General features: G+C 50.5%; 23 protein-coding genes. 12 read left to right on the top strand and 11 right to left on the bottom strand.

Annotation, left to right across the window (positions count from 1 at the left end):
• Positions 1–105 precede the first annotated feature (105 nt).
• The 4 genes from AC5JO6_RS12275 (at position 106) to AC5JO6_RS12260 (ending at position 3101) form a co-directional block, all read left to right on the top strand.
• A complete protein-coding gene (locus tag AC5JO6_RS12275; protein ID WP_496081349.1) occupies positions 106–1848 on the top strand; it encodes a tetratricopeptide repeat protein in 1743 nt (580 codons plus the stop codon).
• Between the two features lie 171 nt (positions 1849–2019).
• Positions 2020–2274 carry a hypothetical protein gene (locus AC5JO6_RS12270; protein ID WP_496081348.1) on the top strand — a complete coding sequence of 85 codons (255 nt, stop codon included), beginning with the start codon at positions 2020–2022 and terminating at the stop codon, positions 2272–2274.
• The gene (locus AC5JO6_RS12265; RefSeq protein WP_496081347.1) at positions 2271–2678 is read left to right on the top strand and encodes a type II toxin-antitoxin system VapC family toxin; all 408 of its coding nucleotides are present in this window, start codon (positions 2271–2273) and stop codon (positions 2676–2678) included. The genes AC5JO6_RS12270 and AC5JO6_RS12265 overlap by 4 nt, the downstream gene beginning before the upstream one ends.
• A 225-nt stretch (positions 2679–2903) precedes the next feature.
• On the top strand, positions 2904–3101 hold the full coding sequence (locus AC5JO6_RS12260) for a hypothetical protein (protein WP_496081346.1): 198 nt from the start codon (positions 2904–2906) through the stop codon (positions 3099–3101).
• Between the two features lie 112 nt (positions 3102–3213).
• Here the strand turns inward: AC5JO6_RS12260 and AC5JO6_RS12255 are convergent, their stop codons facing one another.
• Positions 3214–3807 carry a DUF4126 domain-containing protein gene (locus AC5JO6_RS12255; RefSeq protein ID WP_496081345.1) on the bottom strand — a complete coding sequence of 198 codons (594 nt, stop codon included), beginning with the start codon at positions 3805–3807 and terminating at the stop codon, positions 3214–3216.
• A 285-nt stretch (positions 3808–4092) separates the two neighbouring features.
• On the opposite strand from AC5JO6_RS12255, the gene AC5JO6_RS12250 reads away from it, so the two are divergent.
• Complete coding sequence (locus tag AC5JO6_RS12250) at positions 4093–4359, top strand: type II toxin-antitoxin system HicB family antitoxin (RefSeq protein ID WP_496081344.1); 267 nt, start codon at positions 4093–4095, stop codon at positions 4357–4359.
• Positions 4352–4591 carry a type II toxin-antitoxin system HicA family toxin gene (locus tag AC5JO6_RS12245; RefSeq protein ID WP_496081343.1) on the top strand — a complete coding sequence of 80 codons (240 nt, stop codon included), beginning with the start codon at positions 4352–4354 and terminating at the stop codon, positions 4589–4591. Before AC5JO6_RS12250 ends, AC5JO6_RS12245 begins: the two co-directional genes overlap by 8 nt.
• A gap of 22 nt (positions 4592–4613) precedes the next feature.
• Here AC5JO6_RS12245 and AC5JO6_RS12240 read toward each other — a convergent pair whose 3' ends face one another.
• From AC5JO6_RS12240 to ebsA, 5 genes are all read right to left on the bottom strand, one after another.
• Entirely contained in the window at positions 4614–5801 is a 1188-nt protein-coding gene (locus tag AC5JO6_RS12240) for an isomerizing glutamine--fructose-6-phosphate transaminase (RefSeq protein ID WP_496081342.1), read from the bottom strand.
• Between the two features lie 93 nt (positions 5802–5894).
• A complete protein-coding gene (locus tag AC5JO6_RS12235) occupies positions 5895–6482 on the bottom strand; it encodes a Uma2 family endonuclease (RefSeq protein ID WP_496081341.1) in 588 nt (195 codons plus the stop codon).
• Positions 6483–6614: 132 nt separating this feature from the next.
• Positions 6615–7805, bottom strand: coding sequence for a TRC40/GET3/ArsA family transport-energizing ATPase (locus AC5JO6_RS12230; RefSeq protein WP_496081340.1), 1191 nt, complete (start codon positions 7803–7805; stop codon positions 6615–6617).
• A 42-nt stretch (positions 7806–7847) separates the two neighbouring features.
• Positions 7848–8234 (bottom strand): C6orf136 family protein, encoded by a 387-nt coding sequence (locus AC5JO6_RS12225; protein ID WP_496081339.1) that lies wholly within the window; start codon positions 8232–8234, stop codon positions 7848–7850.
• A gap of 256 nt (positions 8235–8490) precedes the next feature.
• Positions 8491–8868, bottom strand: coding sequence for a type IV pilus biogenesis protein EbsA (ebsA, locus tag AC5JO6_RS12220; protein WP_496081338.1), 378 nt, complete (start codon positions 8866–8868; stop codon positions 8491–8493).
• A gap of 376 nt (positions 8869–9244) precedes the next feature.
• On the opposite strand from ebsA, the gene AC5JO6_RS12215 reads away from it, so the two are divergent.
• Together AC5JO6_RS12215 and AC5JO6_RS12210 are read left to right on the top strand one after the other, a co-directional pair.
• Positions 9245–10219, top strand: a complete 975-nt coding sequence (locus AC5JO6_RS12215; protein WP_496081337.1) for a radical SAM protein — start codon at positions 9245–9247, stop codon at positions 10217–10219.
• The gene (locus tag AC5JO6_RS12210) at positions 10173–11648 is read left to right on the top strand and encodes a glycosyltransferase family 2 protein (protein ID WP_496081336.1); all 1476 of its coding nucleotides are present in this window, start codon (positions 10173–10175) and stop codon (positions 11646–11648) included. The genes AC5JO6_RS12215 and AC5JO6_RS12210 overlap by 47 nt, the downstream gene beginning before the upstream one ends.
• A 437-nt stretch (positions 11649–12085) precedes the next feature.
• Here the strand turns inward: AC5JO6_RS12210 and petA are convergent, their stop codons facing one another.
• Both petA and petC read right to left on the bottom strand, forming a co-directional pair.
• The gene (gene petA, locus AC5JO6_RS12205) at positions 12086–13084 is read right to left on the bottom strand and encodes a cytochrome f (RefSeq protein ID WP_496081335.1); all 999 of its coding nucleotides are present in this window, start codon (positions 13082–13084) and stop codon (positions 12086–12088) included.
• 96 nt (positions 13085–13180) lie between these two features.
• On the bottom strand, positions 13181–13720 hold the full coding sequence (petC, locus tag AC5JO6_RS12200) for a cytochrome b6-f complex iron-sulfur subunit (RefSeq protein ID WP_496081334.1): 540 nt from the start codon (positions 13718–13720) through the stop codon (positions 13181–13183).
• A gap of 340 nt (positions 13721–14060) precedes the next feature.
• On the opposite strand from petC, the gene AC5JO6_RS12195 reads away from it, so the two are divergent.
• The gene (locus tag AC5JO6_RS12195) at positions 14061–14378 is read left to right on the top strand and encodes a DUF3067 family protein (RefSeq protein ID WP_496081371.1); all 318 of its coding nucleotides are present in this window, start codon (positions 14061–14063) and stop codon (positions 14376–14378) included.
• A gap of 124 nt (positions 14379–14502) precedes the next feature.
• The gene (locus AC5JO6_RS12190) at positions 14503–16059 is read left to right on the top strand and encodes a sensor histidine kinase (protein ID WP_496081333.1); all 1557 of its coding nucleotides are present in this window, start codon (positions 14503–14505) and stop codon (positions 16057–16059) included.
• Positions 16060–16075: 16 nt separating this feature from the next.
• On the opposite strand, the gene AC5JO6_RS12185 is transcribed toward AC5JO6_RS12190, so the two are convergent.
• Positions 16076–17095, bottom strand: a complete 1020-nt coding sequence (locus AC5JO6_RS12185; protein WP_496081332.1) for a hypothetical protein — start codon at positions 17093–17095, stop codon at positions 16076–16078.
• A gap of 500 nt (positions 17096–17595) precedes the next feature.
• On the opposite strand from AC5JO6_RS12185, the gene AC5JO6_RS12180 reads away from it, so the two are divergent.
• Both AC5JO6_RS12180 and AC5JO6_RS12175 read left to right on the top strand, forming a co-directional pair.
• On the top strand, positions 17596–18450 hold the full coding sequence (locus AC5JO6_RS12180; protein ID WP_496081331.1) for a DUF2267 domain-containing protein: 855 nt from the start codon (positions 17596–17598) through the stop codon (positions 18448–18450).
• Positions 18451–18655: 205 nt separating this feature from the next.
• Positions 18656–19126, top strand: a complete 471-nt coding sequence (locus AC5JO6_RS12175; protein WP_496081330.1) for a hypothetical protein — start codon at positions 18656–18658, stop codon at positions 19124–19126.
• A gap of 188 nt (positions 19127–19314) precedes the next feature.
• On the opposite strand, the gene gatC is transcribed toward AC5JO6_RS12175, so the two are convergent.
• Entirely contained in the window at positions 19315–19605 is a 291-nt protein-coding gene (gene gatC / locus AC5JO6_RS12170) for an Asp-tRNA(Asn)/Glu-tRNA(Gln) amidotransferase subunit GatC (protein WP_496081329.1), read from the bottom strand.
• Positions 19606–19755: 150 nt separating this feature from the next.
• Positions 19756–20277, bottom strand: a complete 522-nt coding sequence (locus AC5JO6_RS12165; protein ID WP_496081328.1) for a photosystem I assembly protein Ycf3 — start codon at positions 20275–20277, stop codon at positions 19756–19758.
• Positions 20278–20705 lie beyond the last annotated feature (428 nt).

Raw genomic sequence — 20705 nt, 5'->3', positions numbered from 1 at the left:
TGCCCCCCAAGGATCGGATACGTGGGACTTGTGTCTACACGGTAGCTTTTGAAAGAGGAGATCAGAGGGGAGCAAGCGTCTAGCAACGGCAAGGAAGGTCAATTCATGTCCACCGCAAACCGGGTAGACCCCGATCAGCAAAACGAGGATGCTTACGAAGAGTTGATCGTCAGCATAGAAGCGGGTGAAGGCACCTTGAGCCTGCTGCTTGCTGTCTGCGATGATAGCCGCCTGCGCGACGAGATTATCAGCCGCTACGAAGCCGAACTCGCTCCCGACATCCGCCACTATCATCTACCCATCCTTCGCGGCGAGCCCAGCCTCACACAGACGATTAGAAATAAGGTGCAGGAAGACGAGTATCTTCGCAATGGTGGTAGAGCAGTTGTCACCATCACCGGAGCTGAGCAACTCTTCTTCCTCAAGCTGGGCGAAGAGCGCTCCGAGCAGGAAATCTTCTTCGGCTACCTCCAGTGGACGCGGGAAGCACTGCGCGACTTTCACTTTCCCATTGTCCTCTGGGTGACACACCAGCTTTTGGCACAACTTGCCCGCCATGCCCCCGACTTCTGGAGCTGGCGTAAAGGGGTGTTTCGCTTCACCTCTAAAAAAACAGGTGCCGTACGAAGCAGCGAGATTGAAGCAATCCGTCCTGTCCTAGAAGGGTTTGACTTACCCACTGACGATGATTATCTGCTGCCCCTGGAAGATTTGAAGGCGCTGATTGCTCAGACGGAAGCACGACAGCCCAAAGACCCGCTGCTGGCAACGCTATATAGCCAGATGGGAGAAGTCTACTTTAATCGGTTGAAACGAGGCGAGGCACAGGATTATCAGCAGGAAGCGGCGCAGGCAGTTGACTACTTTCGCAGAGCCGCTGATTTGCAAACACAGCTTGGTCAGGAAACCGATCTGGCAAACAGCTTGAACTGGCTAGGTAGGCTTTATGACAACCAGGGACGTTACAGCGAAGCCGAACTACTGTACGTGCAGGCGCTGGAAATGAGAAAGCGACTGCTAGGTGAAGACCATTCCGATGTGGCAAACAGTCTTAACAATTTAGCACTACTTTATCGTACTCAGGGGCGATACAGCGAGGCAGAACCGCTGTCCCTGCAAGCACTCGAAATGGACAAACATCTGGTGGGTGAGGAACATCCTGATGTGGCAATCGGTCTCAACAACCTAGCATCCCTCTATCAATCGCAGGGACGTATCAGTGAGGCAGAGCCGTTGTATGTGCAGGCGCTGGAAATGAGAAAGCGACTGCTAAGTGACGCTCATCCTGATGTGGCACAAAGTCTCAATAACTTAGCAGTGCTCTACACATCTCAGGGACGATATAGCGAAGCCGAACCGCTGCACATGCAAGCGCTAGCAACGAGGAAACGCCTGCTGGGTGAGGAACATCCCGATGTGGCAACTGATCTTAACAACTTAGCAATGCTTTATACGTCGCAGGGACGTTACAGCGAAGCCGAACTCTTTTACGTGCAGGCGCTGGACATGGATAAACGCCTGCTAGGTGAAGACCATCCGGTTGTAGCAACTCGCCTCAACAACTTGGCGTATCTCTACACATTGCAGGGGCGGTATAGCGAAGCCGAACTCTTTTACGTGCAGGCGCTGGAGATGAGTAAACACCTGATGGGTGAAGACCATCCCAATGTGGCAACTAATCTCAACAACCTAGCAAAACTCTACACATCTCAGGAGCAATACAGCGAAGCCGAACCGCTTTACGTGCAGGCGCTAGACATTGTAGAGCGGCAACTAGGGGCAACCCATCCCAGTACAGTAAGAATTCGTGAAAACCTTGAGGGGTTGCGATCGATCATGCAGCAATAGACCCAGCCTCCAGAAACCGGGTTTCTCTACGAAGTGCTGCGATCGCCCCTTCAAGATATATCCAAAAACCCGGTTTCTCTTATCCTCCCCAACGAGCCTTTGATCCTCGTCGATGAGACTTTATTATATGAATAGAGCATGAATAGAGAAGCGCATTAGCAGGTTTAGTGTATGCGATCGATCAAAGGCACTGTGCAAAACGGGGTGATTCACCCCACTGAACCCATCGAAGGACACGATGGGCAGCAGGTCGTGATTACGTTCGTGGAAGAGGAAACAGAAAGCCCTCAACCGATCGACGACTCATCCTGGAACGACTTGATGACATTTATTGATGCACATGCTGTCGATACCGGGATTGAAGACTTAGCCCACCAGCATGACCACTACATTCATGGCACACCCAAGCGAGAACCGTATCCTTGAAGCGAATCTTTGTTGATGCTGTTGCCTGGATTGCGTTGCTAAACAGCCGAGATTCGTTGCATCAAACCGCGAAGCAACTCATGATGAGCTTTCAACAACAAAACGTCTCTCTGGTGACAACCGAGTTTGTACTGCTGGAAGTTGCTGATGCCTTATCAAGTCCCGCGAGTCGCGAAGTGACTGTTGCATACGTTAAGCGCCTTCGAGTTCTTAACAGATTAGAAATCATTCCTGTTAGTCAAACGCTACTCTTTGAAGGCTGGACACTCTACAGCCAACGCCCTGATAAAGAGTGGGGACTCACCGATTGCATTAGTTTTGTCGTCATGTCGCAGCAGCAGCTTACTCAGGCATTCACGTCCGATCGCCACTTTAAGCAGGCAGGGTTTGCCAACTTGCTGTAGCTCTTTTCTACTCCACCGTATCCAGAAATCGGGTTTCTCCACGAAGTGATGCGATCGACCCTCCAAGTTGCGTCCAGAAACCCGGTTTCTTTGATTCTCGCCAACGAGCCTTTCATCCTCGTCGATGAGACTTTACTACTCGCGCACGAACCTTAGAGTATCGTCGTCCATGCTCAGAGTATCGTCGTCCATGCTCAGAGTATCGTCGTCCATGCTCAGAGTATCGTGCGTGAACCTCAGAACATCATCATCCATGCTCAGAGTATCGTCATCCATGCTCAGAGTATCGTCGTCCATGCTCAGAGTATCGTGCGTGAACCTCAGAGTATCGTGCGTGAACCTCAGAGTATCGTCGTCCATGCTCAGAGTATCGTCGTCCATGCTCAGAACATCATCGACGAACCTCCGGAGCATCACGCGTGAACCTCAGAGCATCACCCACCAACCTCGGAGCATCGCACACGAACCTCAGAGTATCAGGCGCAACCCTTCGATCGCCCTTATCGATACAAGAGGCTCAGTGCTCGAGAGTGATTTACTGCGTTGCTTCATCGATCGCGCCTGTCTGAGGCTGACCTTTGAAGAAGAAGCGCCACAGCTTGTAAGCGGCAAACAGCAGCACAACGACGACCACAATCCCTGTTAAAGCGGGTAACGTCAGCGCCAGCACTGATAGCCCAACCGAGGCAACAAGCTCGATCGTCGAAAGAATGGGATTCGTCAAGCCGCCGGATGTGGCAGTCGAGCCAATGCGTAACACGTTGAGCAGTCCCTTCGTCAAGCCAGCCGCACCACCACCCGCGATCGCCGCTAACGTCCATTGCGCCAACGGACTCATATCCGGCGCTGTAGCAGCAGTTACCACTGTTCCCGCAACAATGGCTAACGGTGTCGCAACCGTGTCGAGCAGATGATCAAACCAGGGAATGTAGTAGCCTGCAATCTCTAAGCTGCTGGCAACCGCAAACGCGATTAGTGCATGATCCGTGCCAACCCATGCCACATTCGTGGGCAAGTCTAGATGCCCGACGATCGCCGCTGCACTCACTAGCAGTAACGGTACAAAGACCCTGAAGCCACAGGCAGCACTCAAGCTTACGCCCAGCAGCAAACTGATGAAAGTATCCAAGCGCGTCTCCCTCTCATTACGTCCGTTCTAGCTGCCTTGATGCCAGCCGATGCAGCTATTGTGACAAATTTCTTGCTAGTGGAGAGCAGGCTGAAGAACAGATCACTCTTACGTAACGCCAATGTGGTGAGCAACCATTGGACGAGTACTGAAGGATACAATTTGGCTATAGCTCCTGAGTTGGTAAGCTAATCGCATGACAAGTTGTATGGGCAACGCTATGCAACTGACATCTCAGCACCCAGATTTTGCAACTTGAAGGCACATTAGCTCAGGTACACAGTCATGAATTTTTATACCGTTGTTTTGAGACAGAGTGCCGGGTATTGGGTTTCGTTGTGCCTGGAAAATGGCATTGTTGGTCAAGGCATAACCCAGGACGCAGCGATCGAAAAGCTGCAAGCGGCGATTGAATCGTTGCAAGCGGTTGATGAAGCTGAAGTCAGCGTGCCTCAGTCACCCGTTGCAATCAATGAACTGCATGAATTTCTGACTATAGAGGCAAAGGAACCAACGTCAGAGGTTTATGAATTCAGGGCAGTGTATGCCTAAAAATATTCCCTCTCTCAAACCGAAGCAGTTAATCAAACTCTTGGAACAGGGAGGTTGCAGCTTTTATCGAGAAGGGAAAGGAGATCATTGCTTGTATAAACGTACTGCTGGCGACACGCTTCGGGTAGTACCAATCGATATGGGAGCAAGAGAAATGTCGCCTGCTTACGTTTTGCGCATCTTTAGGCAATTTAGCTTCACAGATGCGGAAATAGAAACGCTTCTGGGGTAAAAGAGTGTTTGCTCGCTTCCACTTAACTGGTTAGCGTTTTCGTGATGTTTCTCGGTCGATCGACATCCAGCCCACGCTGCACCGCGATCGTGTATGCCAGCAATTGCAGCGGCACCACGGTGAGAAACGGCGAAAGCAGTTCGTCGATCGCAGGCACAGTGATTGAGTGGTCGAACTCAGCGCGATCGGATGGCTCAGTCACATTCGTAATGCCAATTAACGGCGCTCCATTAGACTTTGCTTTCTGTGCATTGGTGAGCATTGATGCATAAACACTGCCAGCAGGCGCGATCGCAATCACTGGCACCTTCGCATCTAACAGCGCGATCGGTCCGTGCATAAACTCACCGCCTGCGTAGCCCTCCGCATGGATGTAGGTCGTTTCTTTGAGCTTGAGTGCGCCTTCCAGCGCGATCGCTCGACTAATACCGCGACCGATGACGATGCAATCGTTCACGTCTGCAAAAGTTTGGGCAATGACCTGAATCAATTCGCGCTGCTGTTTGAGGATGGCTTCGATCTGATCAGGCAACGATCGCAACGCGGCGATCGTGTCTCCCAACTGTTGCGCTGACAGAGGTTGTGCTGAGACCTGACGACGAACGGCAAACTCTAACGCCAGACAGTAAAAGACAACCAGTTGAGCGATAAAAGTCTTCGTTGCGGCAACTCCAATTTCCGTGCCAGCAAACGTCAGAAGAGTGTAATCCACTGCCTTTGTCAGCGAACTTTCCGGCTGGTTTGTGATGCCGAGCAACCAGGATGGCAACGAGCCTTCTGCTTGCGATCGACGAGTTGTTGCTACTGCGATCGCGGCTAACGTATCCGCCGTTTCGCCCGATTGAGTCACGGCGATCGTCAGCGTGTTTGCGGTCAACGGAAACGGTGCAGAGACAAATTCGGATGCCGATCGGACTCTGGTGGGAATGCCCGCCAACTGCTCCAACCAGTACTGCGCAACCAGACTCGCATGACGACTGGTACCACACGCCACAATCTGGATCTCTGCCACACTAGCAAAGAGCGCGTCCGGCAACATAAAGTTAAATGGACTGGATTGCAAGGCAGTCTCCTGATTGCCGTCCCAATCCGGTTTGAGATACGCTGCCAAGCATCGACGCACCACCTCTGGCTGCTCGTAGATTTCCTTCAGCATGAAGTGAGCACCTTGTCGATCGTGCGGGTCAGCGCTTTGAAATGGTTCGTGCACTCAACTATTCTGAAACAGCGCCATCACTATACCGTAACGAATTGCTAGGAAGCACTGCTGCAACCATTTGAATAAGATGGGCGATCGCTGATGTTATAGTTTTCCTGCGAGAATCTGCATAGCTATTAACTGTAAAGCTGGAAAGGTAGGAGATTCAATCAAAGCTTCTCCTGCAAAAACAGACTCATCGTAGCGACCTTCGTTCAACTGACAGATTGTTACCCTTCCTTCTAGCGGGTCAACAATCCAGTATTCAGGAATCTCTAAAACGCTGTATTCACTATACTTAGCGCGGTAGTCTGCCGATTTTGTAGACTCGCTCACCACTTCTACAACCAGTAACGGTGGCGGTTCATTGAGATTAATCACGGCTTCACGATCTGCCATTCCGTCCCATTGATCGCGCAATAGCACGGTTACATCAGGAATACGTGACGTATCCCACCGTCCCCCACGAGGAGAGCGCACACCAATTCGCATATCTTTAGCCGTCCACGGCAATCCCGTTCGGCTAATTTCATCTTTAAATTGGTCGTTGAGAAATTCTGCAATCGCTCCATGCTTCCCTGTCCCCAAACTCATCGGGCGCAGTTCCCCATCAACGAGTTCATAACGAGTGTCTGTACCATCGTCATAGGCGAGGTATGCCTCAAAGGTGAGCTTTTGGATAGCGGTTGTCATTGCGGTTAGCCTAGTCATTCCAACCAATGCCACAGCTTCTGTCAAAGCAGGCTGGGGTGCTCCTATTTTAGTGCGATCGCATTTAGTACGATCGTCACGTACCATCGCAACCGAATTACCTCTGTTTCATGCTCAAGCCTTCACCGCGTCGGCAAAGCGGATTTTGAGGTAGTCGTCTTCCATCTTTGCTCCTGCAGGTTCCAGCGCGGCTAATGCCTGTGGCAGCACTAGGTTACGGCGATGATTGCCAATGCGAATGTTTAGCTCATCGCCGGATTTGCTCAGTTCGATTTGGTGTTTCTCAATGCCAGGTAGATAGACCTCAAGACTGTACTGCTGTTTGTCTTGCACCACTCGCAGCGTCGTTTCTTTGTAATAAACCTGGGCAGGATCTTCGTTGTTGGGATACAGGGTATCTTTGAGGCGATCGAGCGCTGCCAATCCACACATCTCTTCGGAATAGAGCGGCACTTCTTTGATGGGCAGTGGCGAGAAGTTTTCGTGGATTTCGCGGCGATACTGCTGCTGCTGCTCCTTCCAGCGCAGGAAGAATGGGTCAGAAACCGAATCAGGAAGAATACGGTTTGCTACGACCATATCGGTTGCCACGTTATACAGGCTCAGATAGGCATGGGCACGGAGCGATTCTTTGATCACCATTTTTTCGGGGTTCATCACTAAACGCACCGACGTTGTGGTGGCATCGGTCAGCACTTTCTCTAGCGCTTCAATTTGCTCATAGAACTCGTAAGGCGCGTCCATTACTTCTTTGTCAGGGAGGGAGAACCCTGCGATCGGTCGAAAAAACGGCTCCACCAGCGGACGCAAGGCAACCGAAATTCCCTGAAACGGTTTGTAGAACTTCCGCATATACCAACCGCCCACTTCAGGCAGGCTCAACAGCCGTAATGCCGTCCCTGTAGGCGCAGAGTCGATGATCAGCACATCGTATTCGCCTTCGTCATAGTGGCGCTTCATCCGCACCAAGCCGAAAATCTCGTCCATGCCAGGGAGGATTGCCAGTTCTTCTGCCTGTACACCGTCCATGCCACGTGCCTGCAAGACCTGTGTGATGTAGCGCTTCACGGCTCCCCAATTGCCTTCCAGTTCCTTTAACGCATCCAGCTCGGCTCCCCACAAGTTAGGGCGCACCAGCTTAGGATCGTGTCCCAGTTCCAGGTCAAAACTGTCTGCCAGGGAGTGAGCGGGGTCGGTGCTGAGAACGAGAGTGCGGTAGCCCAGTTCAGCACAGCGCAGTCCAGTCGCCGCCGCAACGGAGGTTTTGCCCACGCCTCCCTTGCCCGTCATCAAAATTACGCGCATGGCGATCGAACCTTTGCTGAGAATTGTTTACGTTCTTTTACTTTATCGAGTTTTCAGCAGAAAGTGCTGCTTCAGCACATCCAGACGCGAACAATGCCAGTAGTCGATATGAGAGGCGATCATGCCATCTGCATTAAGGGTGAGGTCGCTCCAACCAGGAATGGTGATGCGAGGGTTCCAGGGAAGCGGCGTGTTCCAACTCAATGTCCAGTCAGTGCGAATGGTGTTGTCAGACTGTTGGATGCTGTGCAAATCCATTTTGCAGTGACGAAACCAGGTCTGGACGAAGGCGATCGTCTTTTTGTAGCGATCGACCCCCCGAAACTCGCTCGTCGGATCTTTGAAATACACATCCTCAGCGTAGATGCTGTACGTCTGGTCGATCGGAAAGCGCTGGTAGTCGTCTTTGAGAATCTGGAGAATGTCCATGAGGGAAATGGGGCAGAGGGAGCGAGGGGAGCAGAAGGAGCGAGGGGAGCAGAGCAAGAGTTTTGCGTAGCGCTTCGTGCTGCTGAACCGTTAGGTACGCTTCACGTTTCTTCGATGCCAAAAGCTTTATGCTAGAGAACTTTGAGTGCTGAATTGCCTTTTCTGCCTCCTCTGCCCCCTGCCTCCTCTGCCCCCTGCCTCCTCTGCCCCCTGCCTCCTCTGCCCCCCGCCTCCCCTGCCCTTACTTCCACGACCTCTAATCGTCATACCGCATCAGCTTGCGATAAAACGACTGCGAAAAGTCTGCGAGGCGAACGCGGTTGAAGTTCATGATCACCTCGATGAGAAAATCGATGAACTCAAAGTTCGCCATCATGAGTTCGTAGCTCAGTTCTGAGTTGCCGTCAAACTGAATGCGGCAACGGGTTAAGTCAGCGGGCAACGTTGAGACATTCCAGGTGGCAATAAAGGGGATACTCTCACCGCCCTCGATTTTGCGTTGCCCTTCTAACGCCCCTTTTTGGTAAAGGCTAATTGCCAGGGGCAGTTGCGATCGCTTGCCTGCCTGTGGGTAATAGGGTACATAAACGCCGACGTGCTGATTGGCAGCGGGTTGAAGTTTGTCGATGGACATGCTCAATCTTCCTAAAGTGCGGTCAAGTTGGAAGTTCGTTAGAGTAACGGATGAAGGCGGCTCACAGAAGCCGGAGAGTTAAGGTCTATCACAGGTTGCGTTGAGTCAATGCCTCACAGCGATCGCTAGCGCAGTTCAGTGCTCATAGCCGTAGTATGCCCTAAAAAAACGGGCAGTAACGCACAAACAGTGTGTAAGACGGCTTACCCTGATGACGCGCCAGTGAAACACTACCGTTGCTAGCGGTTAAGCGTTTGATCGATTTGTGAGGCTCATCCCAAGAAGTTGTCCTCAAAATACTCTATAGTTAATGGCTTGTATTCCTCACGCGATCGCCCTATTGTGATTTCAGCGCGGACTAAACGTTAAACAATTTATGGCACCTCTGGCTGCAAATTACTATCTAACTTACCGATGTAACGCTCGGTGTCATTTCTGCGACATTTGGGCACTAGAGCCGAAAAAAGAAGCGGATTTTGACACCATTCGTCGCAATTTAGCCGATTTAAGGCGACTCAATGTCAGATACGTAGACTTCACAGGCGGAGAGCCACTGTTGCGATCGGACGTTGGGCAAATCTATGCTGAGGCAAAGCAGCAAGGGTTTGTCACCAGCATGACAACGAACACCATTCTTTACCCTAAACGGGCGAAAGAAATCCAGGGTCTGGTCGATTTTCTAAACTTCTCACTGGATGGTGCCGATGCTGAAACGCACGACCAATCTAGAGGCGTGAAGATTTTTGATACGTTGGTTGAGTCGGTAAAGATCGCTCATTCGTTGGGCGAACATCCGGTTTTAAACCATACGGTGACCGCTCAGAATTACCACCGCATTGGCGAAGTGGCAGAGCTGGGGCAACAACTAGAAGCGCGAGTTTGGCTGAATCCAGCGTTTACGGCTCACAGTCACTACAACTCGAAGAAAAATCCAACCCCAGATCTGGTGGTGGCGATCGAGGCGGCGGCTAAACAGTACAGTAATGTGGGCTACAACAAAGCAGCACTTGCTTTTATTGAAGCAGGCGGCAACGATACGAGCAAGCCACGCTGTAAAGCGGTCGATGCAGTGATTGCCATTTCGCCCAATGACGAATTGCTATTGCCCTGCTATCACTTTGCTCAAACGGGCTTGCCGATTAACGGTCAGCTTTACGACCTGTATAAACAGTCTGAAGTCGTGGAAGAGTATCGGCAATCTCAAGGTAAGCTATCCGTGTGTGAAGGCTGCACGGTTTGGTGTTACCTGATCCCGAGCTTCTTCAAAGGTTTAGACAAATATTGGTGGTTGAATCAAGTAACTTATGCCGGAGAGTTCCTGGCCCGAAAACGATTCTTACAGCGAGCATGAGCCGCTTGGCTCGTTGTTTGGTGATCTATCTGATCAACCGGAAGCAGAGAGTGCATCGAGTGAGCCTTATAGAGGCGACAACCGACGACGACGGGCGGCGATCGCGCTCGTTGTTATCTGGAGCGGTACGATCTCGCTACATTTTGTTGCCTGGGGCTATTGGGTCGTCGTTGGTCTAACGACGCTGATGGGCATCCAGGCAGCGAGGATTCTGTTGTCACGTCCGCTGTCTGCGCCCGCACCGTTGTCGGAAGCAGCGGGCGATCGCTTTCCATTGGTATCGATTCTAGTGGCGGCGAAAAACGAAGAGTCGGTCATTGACAGGCTAGTCAAAACGCTTTGTGAGTTAGATTATCCGTCCAGTTGCTGTGAGCTTTGGGTCATCGACGACAATAGTACGGACGCAACCCCGACTCGCTTGCAGCAACTGGCGCAGAAGTACGAACAGCTACGGGTGTTTTATCGCCCAGCCAATGCAGGCGGTGGCAAATCGGGCGCGCTCAACCAGGTCTTGCCGCTGACGAAGGGAGAAATCATCGCCGTGTTTGACGCGGATGCCCAGGTGTCGCAAGATATGCTGCGACGGGTTTTGCCGCTCTTCCAGCGTGAGGAATTGGGTGCTGTTCAAGTGCGGAAGGCAGTGTCTAACGCTTCAGAGAATGGTTGGACTCAGGGTCAGGTCGCTGAGATGGCGTTGGATTCGTTTTACCAGCGGCAGCGGATCGCGATCGGTGGCATTGGTGAACTGCGCGGCAATGGTCAGTTTGTCCGTCGTGAAGCGCTGGAGGGTTGCGGCGGCTGGAACGAAGCAACCATTACGGATGACCTGGATCTCACATTTCGTCTGCATCTCGATCAGTGGGATGTCGATTTTATGGCGCTGCCTGCCGTCGAAGAAGAGGGTGTTACGCAGGCGATCGCGCTCTGGCATCAGCGCAGTCGTTGGGCTGAAGGTGGCTACCAGCGCTATCTCGACTATTGGCGACCGATTTTGCAAAACCGGATGGGTACTCGCAAGACGATCGACCTGCTCATGTTTTGGGTCATTCAGTATCTGCTGCCCACAGCGATCGTGCCCGATCTTTTGATGTCAGCCTTGCGTAATCGTCCGCTGCTGGTCAGTCCATTGACGACATTAACCCTTGCTCTGTCGGTCTTAGGCACCGTTGCTGGCTTGCGGCAAATTCGATCGCAGACAAACACAAGTCGACAGGCAGGACTGGCGCAAGACGGGAAGTATCCGCCGAAACGAGTTGAGCCAAATCTGCAGCTTGCCTCATTCCTGCGGCTGTTGCTCCATACTCTTTTTGGCACAGTCTACATGTTCCACTGGCTTCCAGTTGTAGCTGTGACAACCGCGCGCCTCTCCATTCGTCCTAAGCGTTTGAAATGGGTGAAGACGATTCATCAGGGAGAGGCTAAAGGCTAAAAAGTTTTGAGTGAGGACGGAGGCTTCGCAACCGAGAGTTCAGGCGATTAGTGCGTAAGCTTGGCTTTGAAACTCATTGATGCATCATCAGGAAACGACGTAAGCAACGAATCAATTGCAGTCAAATAGTCTTCCACGCCTGCTGATAGTGGTGATATAGGAGCCGATGACTTTATTCGGAAACCGATCGATCTCGATCGCTTACTGTACCGAATCCAAACAATCCTACAGCCCAAAAATTTAACTGATTCACCAAGACCGGATACTTTACAACTAGAAGCACTAAGGCAGCGGCACCGCATTTTGAAACGCAACAATGCGTCCGCCGTAGTCGAAAAGCTCATAATGAACGTGAACGATCGCTGTTTTAATAGCAGCCACAAAAAAGGAACAGACGATCGCCTGTTCCTAACAGAAATAAACGTGTTGTCTGGAGACTAGAAATTCATCTCAGCTTCCTGCACACGCTCAACTTGCTTCTTCTTCAGGACGAGCAAGATTTGAGATAAAACAACGATGCCGAAGAATGCTAGTAGACCCTTCACGCGATCGGGGTTCTGCAAGACGATTTCGGTATCTGCCTGACCAAAGCCACCCACGTTTGGATTCACGGTCAGTGCATCACCCGCCTTCACTTCTTGACCTTCTGAAATAATCAGGTCAGGACCCGCAGGAATTGTATCAACAACCGTCTTGCCATCTGCCATCTGAATAGTGACCTCATAGCCACCATCTTCTGGTTTTGTTACCTGGCTCACGGTGCCCGCCTCAGAAGCGTTGTAAACCGCATTGTTGCTCTTTTCACCATTGGGATAGATCTGCCCGCGACCGCGATTGCCACCGACATGAACCGCATACTTACCGAAGCGCAAAGATTTATCTGTCTTGGGGTCAGGGGCAAGCACAGGGAAGACGATTTCCTGATACTGCTCTCCAGGCAGCGGACCAATCACGACGATATTTTCTTTATCTTCGCTGTAGGGCTGGAAATAGAGGTCTTGAACCTTCTCCTTCATTTCCTCAGGAATGCGGTCTTCGGGTGCGATCTTAAAGCCTTTGGGCAACATCAGCACAGCACCAACGTTCAAGGGTCCTTTATCGCCACCACCCACAACTTGCTGCACGGTTTGGTCGTAAGGAATTTTGACGACTGCTTCAAACACAGAATCGGGCAGAACGGACTGAGGCACTTCTACTTCGGTCGGTTTGGCTGCCAGATGACAGTTGGCGCAAACGATGCGTCCTGTTGCCTCACGAGGGTTTTCGTAAGCCTGCTGGGCAAAGATGGGGTAAGCCGAGGCAGTTTGTGGCAGAGCCAGACTACCTGTGAGGAAGACCGCGATCGCCAACATTGCCAGCACAACGGACTTACACAGCCTAGAAGCGGGTATTAATCTCTCTAAAAGAATCTTTTTCATCTGTAACGATCGTGTCATGAGCAAAGGACAATCAGCAGCAACGGACAATCAGCAAACGATTCACTCTTTAAGCGCACCAGATCTCTAAGCGCACCCGATCCAAACGCACCCAGTTTAAGCCCACCAGGGGTCTTCACCAGTGCGGAAATCAGTCTCAGTCCAGGCAGTAAAGCTCACCTTGTCATCGACAACCGCTGCATGTGCTAATGCCAATGACAGCGGTGCTGGACCCCGTACCACCTTACCGTTGCTATCGTACTGAGAGCCATGACAGGGGCATTTGAACTTGTTCTCAGCCGCGTTCCAGGGCACAACGCAACCCAGATGCGTACAGACTGCATTGATCCCGAAGTCAGCCAGTGCTTTGTCTTCTTTGATCACAATGTAGGTTGGATCGCCTTTAAGCCCTTGAGACAGGACATGGTCGCCAGCAGCATGGCTGGCAATAAAAGCACTGACTAGAATGTCATTACCCAGTGCATCTTTGGCAGTGGCACCGCCGCCACCAGTACCACTCGACGGTGGAATGAAGTACTTCACTACCGGGTAAAGGGCACCTAGCGCCGTACCAGTGACAGCACCGAATGTTAAAAGATTCATGAATTGGCGGCGACCAATATCGGGGACATCTGAAGATCCAGAAATTTGTGTCATGACTGCGTATAGTTCTGTTAAGAAAGGGCGTTGGCAAGGCTGAGTAAACGCTTAAAGAGTTGAGCGTTCGCTGAGCGCTGCGCTCGAGTGGATTCAGATGCCTGCCCCTCTTGCAGACACTGCTCACTCAACACTGCAATAATCGTCTCACAGAGCGGCTGATCGCTTCTCTGAGGAAGTCACTAAGATTATTACATTTCTTGACGCTAGCATCATAGTTGGGATGATTGTTGGTCTTATACGAAATGTTAACGATCGCAGAAGAGTCCTTTAACACCCCTTGCAGAGTGTGGCGCAACTTGTGAATCTGAGAGCAATCATGTGGTGGAATGGCAGCGCTATGACCGGAAGTGATTTACGTCAGATCTTGTTAGACAAGTGGGGACGCTCCTACGACATCCAGCTACGGCGAACCCAAGGCAAAATTTTTTTTCTGATCATGTGGAAGTATCTGGAGCAGGTATCTTTCCCCTTAACCGAGGCTGAGTACATGGAGCATCTGAATGAAGTCGCTAAGCACCTGCAAGCGTGGGGCAGTGTAGAGCAAGTACACACGTCGATCCAGCAAACGCGCGATCGTCCACGACTTGGCAAGGCAGTCAGCATTCCCCTCGAACTGGGTGAACGAGGCTCTGAGTGGTTACTGGAAGATTTTTAGGCAGAAGGCAGAAGGCAGGAGGCAGAAGGCAGAAGGCAGGGGGCAGGAGGCAGAAGGTAGAAGGCAGGGAAAAGCTGGTAGCTGATGGCTGATAGCTGACCGCTGATAGCGTTACCCTATTGCTATGTTTCAAACCACTCGTCGTCGGCTTGCACTTTGGTATACAACGGTGACCGCAGTACTGCTGCTGCTGTTTGCCAGTGGTTTTTATCTGTACGTGCGCGAAACGTTGATTGAGCGCATTGATGACACGCTGAATCATGTGGTGGAGGTGGTTGGACGATCGCTCGTCATTGAACCGACCAACCCACATTCTGAAGGTGGGGCACTGCGGGTTAACGTTGAAGCCAGTTTTCGTGATAGTGCAGCTACGGGCGAAGACGACCACATTGATTTGGAATGGTTCAGCCCAACTGGAAATCTGCTCTGGTCTACGTTGTCAGAGCCGCTGAATGTACCGCTGAACTTTGATAGTCAGGGTGAGACTGTGCGCATGGTCAGAGGAGACAGCGGTAACCTGGGGGCGATCGTCCCTGACCTAGAAACAGGGAACCGTAAAAACCTGATGACAGCAGACTCAGCGCTAACAACTAACAGCCAAAAACTAACCACGACCTCTTCCGATTCGCTCATTTTGCGGCAGGTAACGCAACGCATAGAGGTTGGTCGGCAGGTTTTAGGCTATTTACGGGTGAGTCATCCCTGGTTTGAAGTCACCAAGCCTGTGCGCCAATTGGTGTTCGATCTAATTTTGGGGATTGGGCTGATGGTCGCGGCAGTGGCAGCGATCGGCTGGTTTCTGTCAGGTTTGGCAATGGAACCTGTCCGCGAATCGTATCAGCGGCTAAAACAGTTTACGGCGGATGCTTCTCACGAGTTACGCAGCCCGATCGCCATCATTCAAACGAACGTTCAAGTTGCACTGGCAGATCCTGATCCAGACGCATACACCCAGCAACAGCACCTTAAAGTGGTCGAACGGCTGACCAGGCGCTTGGGACGGTTAGTCGATGATTTGCTCTTTTTGGCGCGGCAAGACAGCGGTATTGTTCAGTCTCGCCGCGTGAGTGTGCCGTTGGATGGGCTATTGAGGGATGTGATTGAAGAACAGCAGATGCTGGCAGAAGAAAAGGGCATTCAGCTTGTGTTTAGCCTGATGGAACCGCTTGCCAAAAATACTGCAAACATCCCAACATCCTCTAGCTCCTCTAGCTTATTGGAGAGCGATTCGTCAGGAGCCAGATCAGGAGCTGCACAAGCCAGCGCTACGATCGTACCCACTCAAGCACCGCCTCAGGAGACCTGGAGTACCCTACACGCCGATCGTGACCAGTTAGCACGTCTCTTTACCAACCTGCTGGGCAATGCGCTGCAATACACGCCGTCTGGAGGTAAAGTTACGGTTGCTTTGCAGCAATTGAAGCGATCGGGTAACTACTTTCTTCAAAGCACTGTAAGCGATACGGGGATCGGCATCCCGGCGGAAGCGCTACCGCGTTTATTTGATCGCTTTTATCGCGTTGATCTTGCCCGCACTCAAGCCTCTGTTACTGGGTCAGGTTTGGGATTAGCCATTGCCCAGGCGATCGTCGAAAACCATCGCGGTACCATTCACATCGACAGCCTTCTCGCGCAAGGCACAACTGTGACGGTGACATTACCGCAACGAGAGGATGGATAAGGTCATCGATACCTGCTTATCCGTCGTAGCCTGGAATGACATGATGCTTGACTTCTTCATAGGCAGTCAGTTGGAGTTTAAGAAATTGATTCTGGTCTTCGATCGCTTTCAATTCTTCCAGCTTCTGCATGATGGCACGGGTGAAGTTGCTGGCATCGGGCAATTGGTCGGCAATCCAGGAGGTTTCCATCTCAATTTCAATCATTTGTAAGGCTCGGCGGTATTCCCGCACAAGACGCTGATTGTTGGTAATTTGCTGCTTCAAAATCGTGACCGCACCCGTTGTTCTAAAAATGCGGGGTGCATAAAGCTGCTGATCGACATCGACCATTTTTTGCTTCAGATCATCCAGTCGATCGATCAAACCCTGATTGGACTTGCACTCATGATTAATTTCATCCAGGCGATGCTCAATTTTGAGTTTTTGCGCTAGCAGCCGTTGATCGCCAGCTAAGCGGGTACCTTCCCGTCCGTATTCCAGAGAGGGGTTCGTCAGTTGGGCGATGTTCGTCACCTTCAGATATGCCAGCACGCCCAGCGCTGTCGCCACAGAAACGAGGAACACATTGACCCCGCTGAAAAAAGAACCCACCAGCAATCCCAGCACGATCGTGCTCAGTGTTAACGTGAGATGGCTAGAACTGGGTACAGGTTTAGGCAGCACGTAGCGCTTACCCGTGGTGTGATTATTGACAGCCACCAATTTTTTCATCAGGTAGCCCTGCATGGTGTACAGCACCGATACCACGTCGCCGTAATGCACTGGGAGAGGGTCTGCTTTACCAGGGATGGAAAACTGAAGCTGTTTAAGGTTGCGATCGGGCGTTGTAATTTGCAACGTGTAATGCCGCTTGTGAAGGCTGGGCAGCTTGTGGCTCAAAAACAGCAGCGTTTCGTTAACAGAGGAATGCTTGGAAAGCTTGCCATGCACGATGCCATAGCGGTGCTGACACGCAGTACAAGTGACCTGTGGGGCTGTGTTGTTGAGATCCGCGATCGGTCGAGAGCAGGTGGGGCAATAAAGCGACAGTTTCATTGAATCAAAAGGTCAGTGACAACTGGTCTAAGCGCCCTCAGATTTCCCTGAAACACGCAATTTGTAGCAGCGATAGCTCAAACTCTGGAAGCGACGGTAAGCGTATGCGTTAACAGGAACAGTCAACAGAAAGAACAATTTGAAGCGAATCCAAACTTTTTGAAAGAGAAAAAGGAGAAGCGAAAATTGCTGAGGTTTACTTTCGTCACTCCATCTTAGACCGTGATGCGATCGCCTGGAAGCTAGTGTAATGTCGTCTTAACGATCGTCTCTATCTAAAGGCTTAGCTGGGTTGAAAACGAATTTAACGCTTGTGATAGAGATATAGCTGTAATCTTTTGCAATAATATGCGGTTGCTTTGTGTAACATCGGCGACTAAAAAGACTTGAAGTTCATGAATGAGCTTCAAACCATCTATCAGAAAAAACACCCTTACGGAAAGAGTCAACTTTTTCTGTCGCTCTGTTGCCAAAAATGCTGTTGAAGAGAGGACGATGCAATGCCGATCGCAATTAGAGACGATGTTGTTTATATCATGTTGAAAAAAATCCAGGATGGCGATCGTGCTCCTGGACCCGATCCAATTAGTTTTAGTGCATCTGACTTTACAGGTATTGCCCTCTCTCCAGCCGATTTTTTGGGTCACCTAGATTATTTAAATCAGAAGGCATACATCAACGCCGAATTTAGCGGCAATGCCTATGGTAATCAGGATGATGTTCCTAATGTCATTAACTCTAAAGAAGTTGATTTCCGTATTGCCAATACTTACGGAGCACCCGATGGTCCACTGCCCCACTTGATTACGTTTAAGAAAGCAGAGTTAACTGAGAAAGGTCACAAAATGCTAGAAGACATGGAAAAGAATCCTCCCGAATCGATGAAGCAAGGTTCTACTGTTCCGATCGCCACTAAAGATACGCCTTTTCTTGAAAAGGTGATGGTCAAAGGTGAATTGTCTGATCTTTATGATGCACGAGATATTACAGAAGTTGTGTTCCGCACAATGCGTGACATGATGCCGAATGAGACCGTCGATCGTGTTGCTGGCGAACTTCAAAAAGAGATGGAACCAACCACAGAAAAGGCACTTCAAAATGAAATTGAAGACCTGTGGCAAGATACAAATCCCGTCGTGCGTTTTATCAGTCGCGTCAGGCAACCGCTCAAGATCAAAGACGACACGTTCTTGTTTCGTATTAAGCAGGAAGCCGGGTTGCAGAACACTGTCGATCCAGAAATTGCGGTTAAGGCGGTATTCTCTGCAACCAAAGATGAGTTGTCAGACGATCGCATTCAGGAGATCAGAAGTTTTCTACCTGGTACAATTCAACGCCTTTGGCAAGAGGCTTAAGGAAATGTAGCTCCCAAAATTGGTGGGCTGACATCTCACTGAAAAGTGATGCTTCGGAACTCTCTGTTGTGGAAGATCGTCTAGAATTATATCGTCTAAAAGTACGTAGCTGTTGGCACACGATTGCTAACAGCTACGACTTAGGTTAACGAGCAATTGGTCTTTTATTCAAGAGGTCACTGTAAGAGTGAAGAAGCTGCACAACATGGAAATCGAGTTAAGGTTAGCAACTGCACTTTGCAGTAGTTTGCTGACACTTGGTGCGATCGCTGCTCCACTTGTGGAAAAGGCAACCGCGCAAACTCGTCCCTCTGCCCCAGTCGTTAATCCGCCATTACCCAGTCAGCAACAGCCTCCTATTGCCACACTTACGCCGAATAATGGTGTAGTTGGTGTCAAACTAATCAATAAAACGGGCGCAGAAATTGTGTATCAAGTGATTGGTGATACTCGCTTGCGAACATTGGGCGGACGATCGCAAGTAGCACTGCAAGATCTAAAAACGCCTGTTAGCTTAAGCTTTTATCGACGCGATCGCGGGTTTCTTCTGGTTAGTCCACAGGTTCCTACAACAGCCGCAAACACGATCGAACTGACGCTGACGGAAACAACCGATTTTGCGATTGACAAAACTGCGCTCACCATTGAGTCAAACGGCGAAGTCTACCTTAATTAGCAGTAAGAGGTTGTTTGAAAAGTGTCTGGCGGTTAAAACCGCGACTACGTAAACAAAGTCCGCCTGCGCGGACTACCAAAACGTGAAGGCTTGGGAACCTGCGAAGGCAGGTTTTGTCCGTCTCTAAGGATGTTAGGCATAGCGTTCTCTAAGGATGTTAGGCATAGCGTTCCTACAAACGCAACTGATTAATCTGCATTCACAATCTTGGGCACTTTGAAGAAATCGCCATCACGATCGGGTGCAGCATCCAGCATTGCCTCTCGCTCAGCGTTCGGTTGCAGTATGTCAGTACGAGCAACATTACTCACGTCGATCGCGCGCGTTGTTGGCTCGACCCCACTGACATCCAGTTCATTTAGTTGTTCAAAATAGCCCAGAATATCGCCAAGCTGCGTTGTTAGCATTTCCTCTTCTTCAGTCGTCAATGCAAGTCTGGCAAGATGAGCGACTTTGTGAACCTGTTCACGATCGAGCATGGATAGTTGTTAGCAATTAGTTGTTAGTTGTTAGCTTAAATCACCAATCATCAGAAGGCATTAAGCCTGTTCGATGTCGTTTAAAGTAGAAAGCATCAGTACTGCTGGTTCATCGTTGCTAACAACTAAAAACCAATCACTCAAAACTTTTCAAAAGTAGACATCAATCTGCGATCGTCCAGTGGTTTTCAGCCAGTTCTGCGCCTCAATGTAATTGTTGGGTGCAACGCGAATTGCACGTTTCCAGTATTCTGCGGCTTGCTGGTAGAACGCTTCTGCCTCATCGTCGTTGCCTGCTTCTTTTGCCATTTCACCCTTGTAGTGAAAAATGACCGCTACGTTGTTGAGCGCTTGCGGCAGTCTGGGATTCTGTTCTAGCGCTTGATGGTAGTAGTCTAATGCGCGATCGTGTTCACCGTTACTGGCATGAATTAAGCCGATGTTGTAGAGGATATAGCTGCGATCGTAATCGTCATCCTCCAATTTCAGCGCTTCGTAGTAGTTGTCCAGCGCTTCGGCATACTCCCCATCACCCTGAGCAGACATCCCGTCGCGGTAATAAGCAAACGCTTCTTTCTCTTTCTTGGTGGCAGGCAGAATCTTCAGAATGATGTCTGCCATGACGGTAAAGCTTTTATCAATGAAATTGTCGTTGCGTTGAGATCTTGGCATAGACCGCAGATGGTTGTGAGGGGAGCAGAAAAGTTGGGACAGGTTCTTTCAACTGCCTATTAGTTTAGCGCCCATTGGGAACGGTCGTGCAGACGATCGCCAGCAGATTTTTTAGGCACGATCGCGGGAACAAGCAGCACAACAGCAGTATTACCGAAATTTCTGTGTGATAGCAGTCACCCAAATGAGTGAGTCCAGTCAGGCTGACGTGTTAAATGCGTCACACGTTTAGAAGCCTATATTCACAACGTAGAACGGTTTTTATCACTCACGAAAGCAAGGAGAGCGCCCATAGTAGAACTCAGGGTATCTACCTAAATCGAGTGTTCACTGGTCTGAAACAGCGGACATAGAGCCGTTTATTACGTGAAACTACTGAAGCGTTGGCAGCCAATGCCTTACGAGTTTTTACTGAACGTAGCAATCGT

This window comes from Tildeniella sp. (assembly GCF_059505325.1).
This window is presented reverse-complemented; position numbering and strand designations above follow the sequence as displayed.

Coding starts and splice junctions, on each gene's coding strand:
- AC5JO6_RS12235 (WP_496081341.1), bottom strand. CDS start 6,482: ATGACAACCGCTATCCAAAAGCTCACCTTTGAGGCATACCTCGCCTAT.
- AC5JO6_RS12230 (WP_496081340.1), bottom strand. CDS start 7,805: ATGCGCGTAATTTTGATGACGGGCAAGGGAGGCGTGGGCAAAACCTCC.
- AC5JO6_RS12215 (WP_496081337.1), top strand. CDS start 9,245: ATGGCACCTCTGGCTGCAAATTACTATCTAACTTACCGATGTAACGCT.
- AC5JO6_RS12250 (WP_496081344.1), top strand. CDS start 4,093: ATGAATTTTTATACCGTTGTTTTGAGACAGAGTGCCGGGTATTGGGTT.
- AC5JO6_RS12210 (WP_496081336.1), top strand. CDS start 10,173: ATGCCGGAGAGTTCCTGGCCCGAAAACGATTCTTACAGCGAGCATGAG.
- gatC (WP_496081329.1), bottom strand. CDS start 19,605: ATGCTCGATCGTGAACAGGTTCACAAAGTCGCTCATCTTGCCAGACTT.
- AC5JO6_RS12175 (WP_496081330.1), top strand. CDS start 18,656: ATGGAAATCGAGTTAAGGTTAGCAACTGCACTTTGCAGTAGTTTGCTG.
- AC5JO6_RS12195 (WP_496081371.1), top strand. CDS start 14,061: ATGACCGGAAGTGATTTACGTCAGATCTTGTTAGACAAGTGGGGACGC.
- AC5JO6_RS12185 (WP_496081332.1), bottom strand. CDS start 17,095: ATGAAACTGTCGCTTTATTGCCCCACCTGCTCTCGACCGATCGCGGAT.
- ebsA (WP_496081338.1), bottom strand. CDS start 8,868: ATGTCCATCGACAAACTTCAACCCGCTGCCAATCAGCACGTCGGCGTT.
- AC5JO6_RS12245 (WP_496081343.1), top strand. CDS start 4,352: ATGCCTAAAAATATTCCCTCTCTCAAACCGAAGCAGTTAATCAAACTC.
- AC5JO6_RS12180 (WP_496081331.1), top strand. CDS start 17,596: ATGCCGATCGCAATTAGAGACGATGTTGTTTATATCATGTTGAAAAAA.
- AC5JO6_RS12165 (WP_496081328.1), bottom strand. CDS start 20,277: ATGCCAAGATCTCAACGCAACGACAATTTCATTGATAAAAGCTTTACC.
- petA (WP_496081335.1), bottom strand. CDS start 13,084: ATGACACGATCGTTACAGATGAAAAAGATTCTTTTAGAGAGATTAATA.
- AC5JO6_RS12270 (WP_496081348.1), top strand. CDS start 2,020: ATGCGATCGATCAAAGGCACTGTGCAAAACGGGGTGATTCACCCCACT.
- AC5JO6_RS12190 (WP_496081333.1), top strand. CDS start 14,503: ATGTTTCAAACCACTCGTCGTCGGCTTGCACTTTGGTATACAACGGTG.
- AC5JO6_RS12275 (WP_496081349.1), top strand. CDS start 106: ATGTCCACCGCAAACCGGGTAGACCCCGATCAGCAAAACGAGGATGCT.
- petC (WP_496081334.1), bottom strand. CDS start 13,720: ATGACACAAATTTCTGGATCTTCAGATGTCCCCGATATTGGTCGCCGC.
- AC5JO6_RS12225 (WP_496081339.1), bottom strand. CDS start 8,234: ATGGACATTCTCCAGATTCTCAAAGACGACTACCAGCGCTTTCCGATC.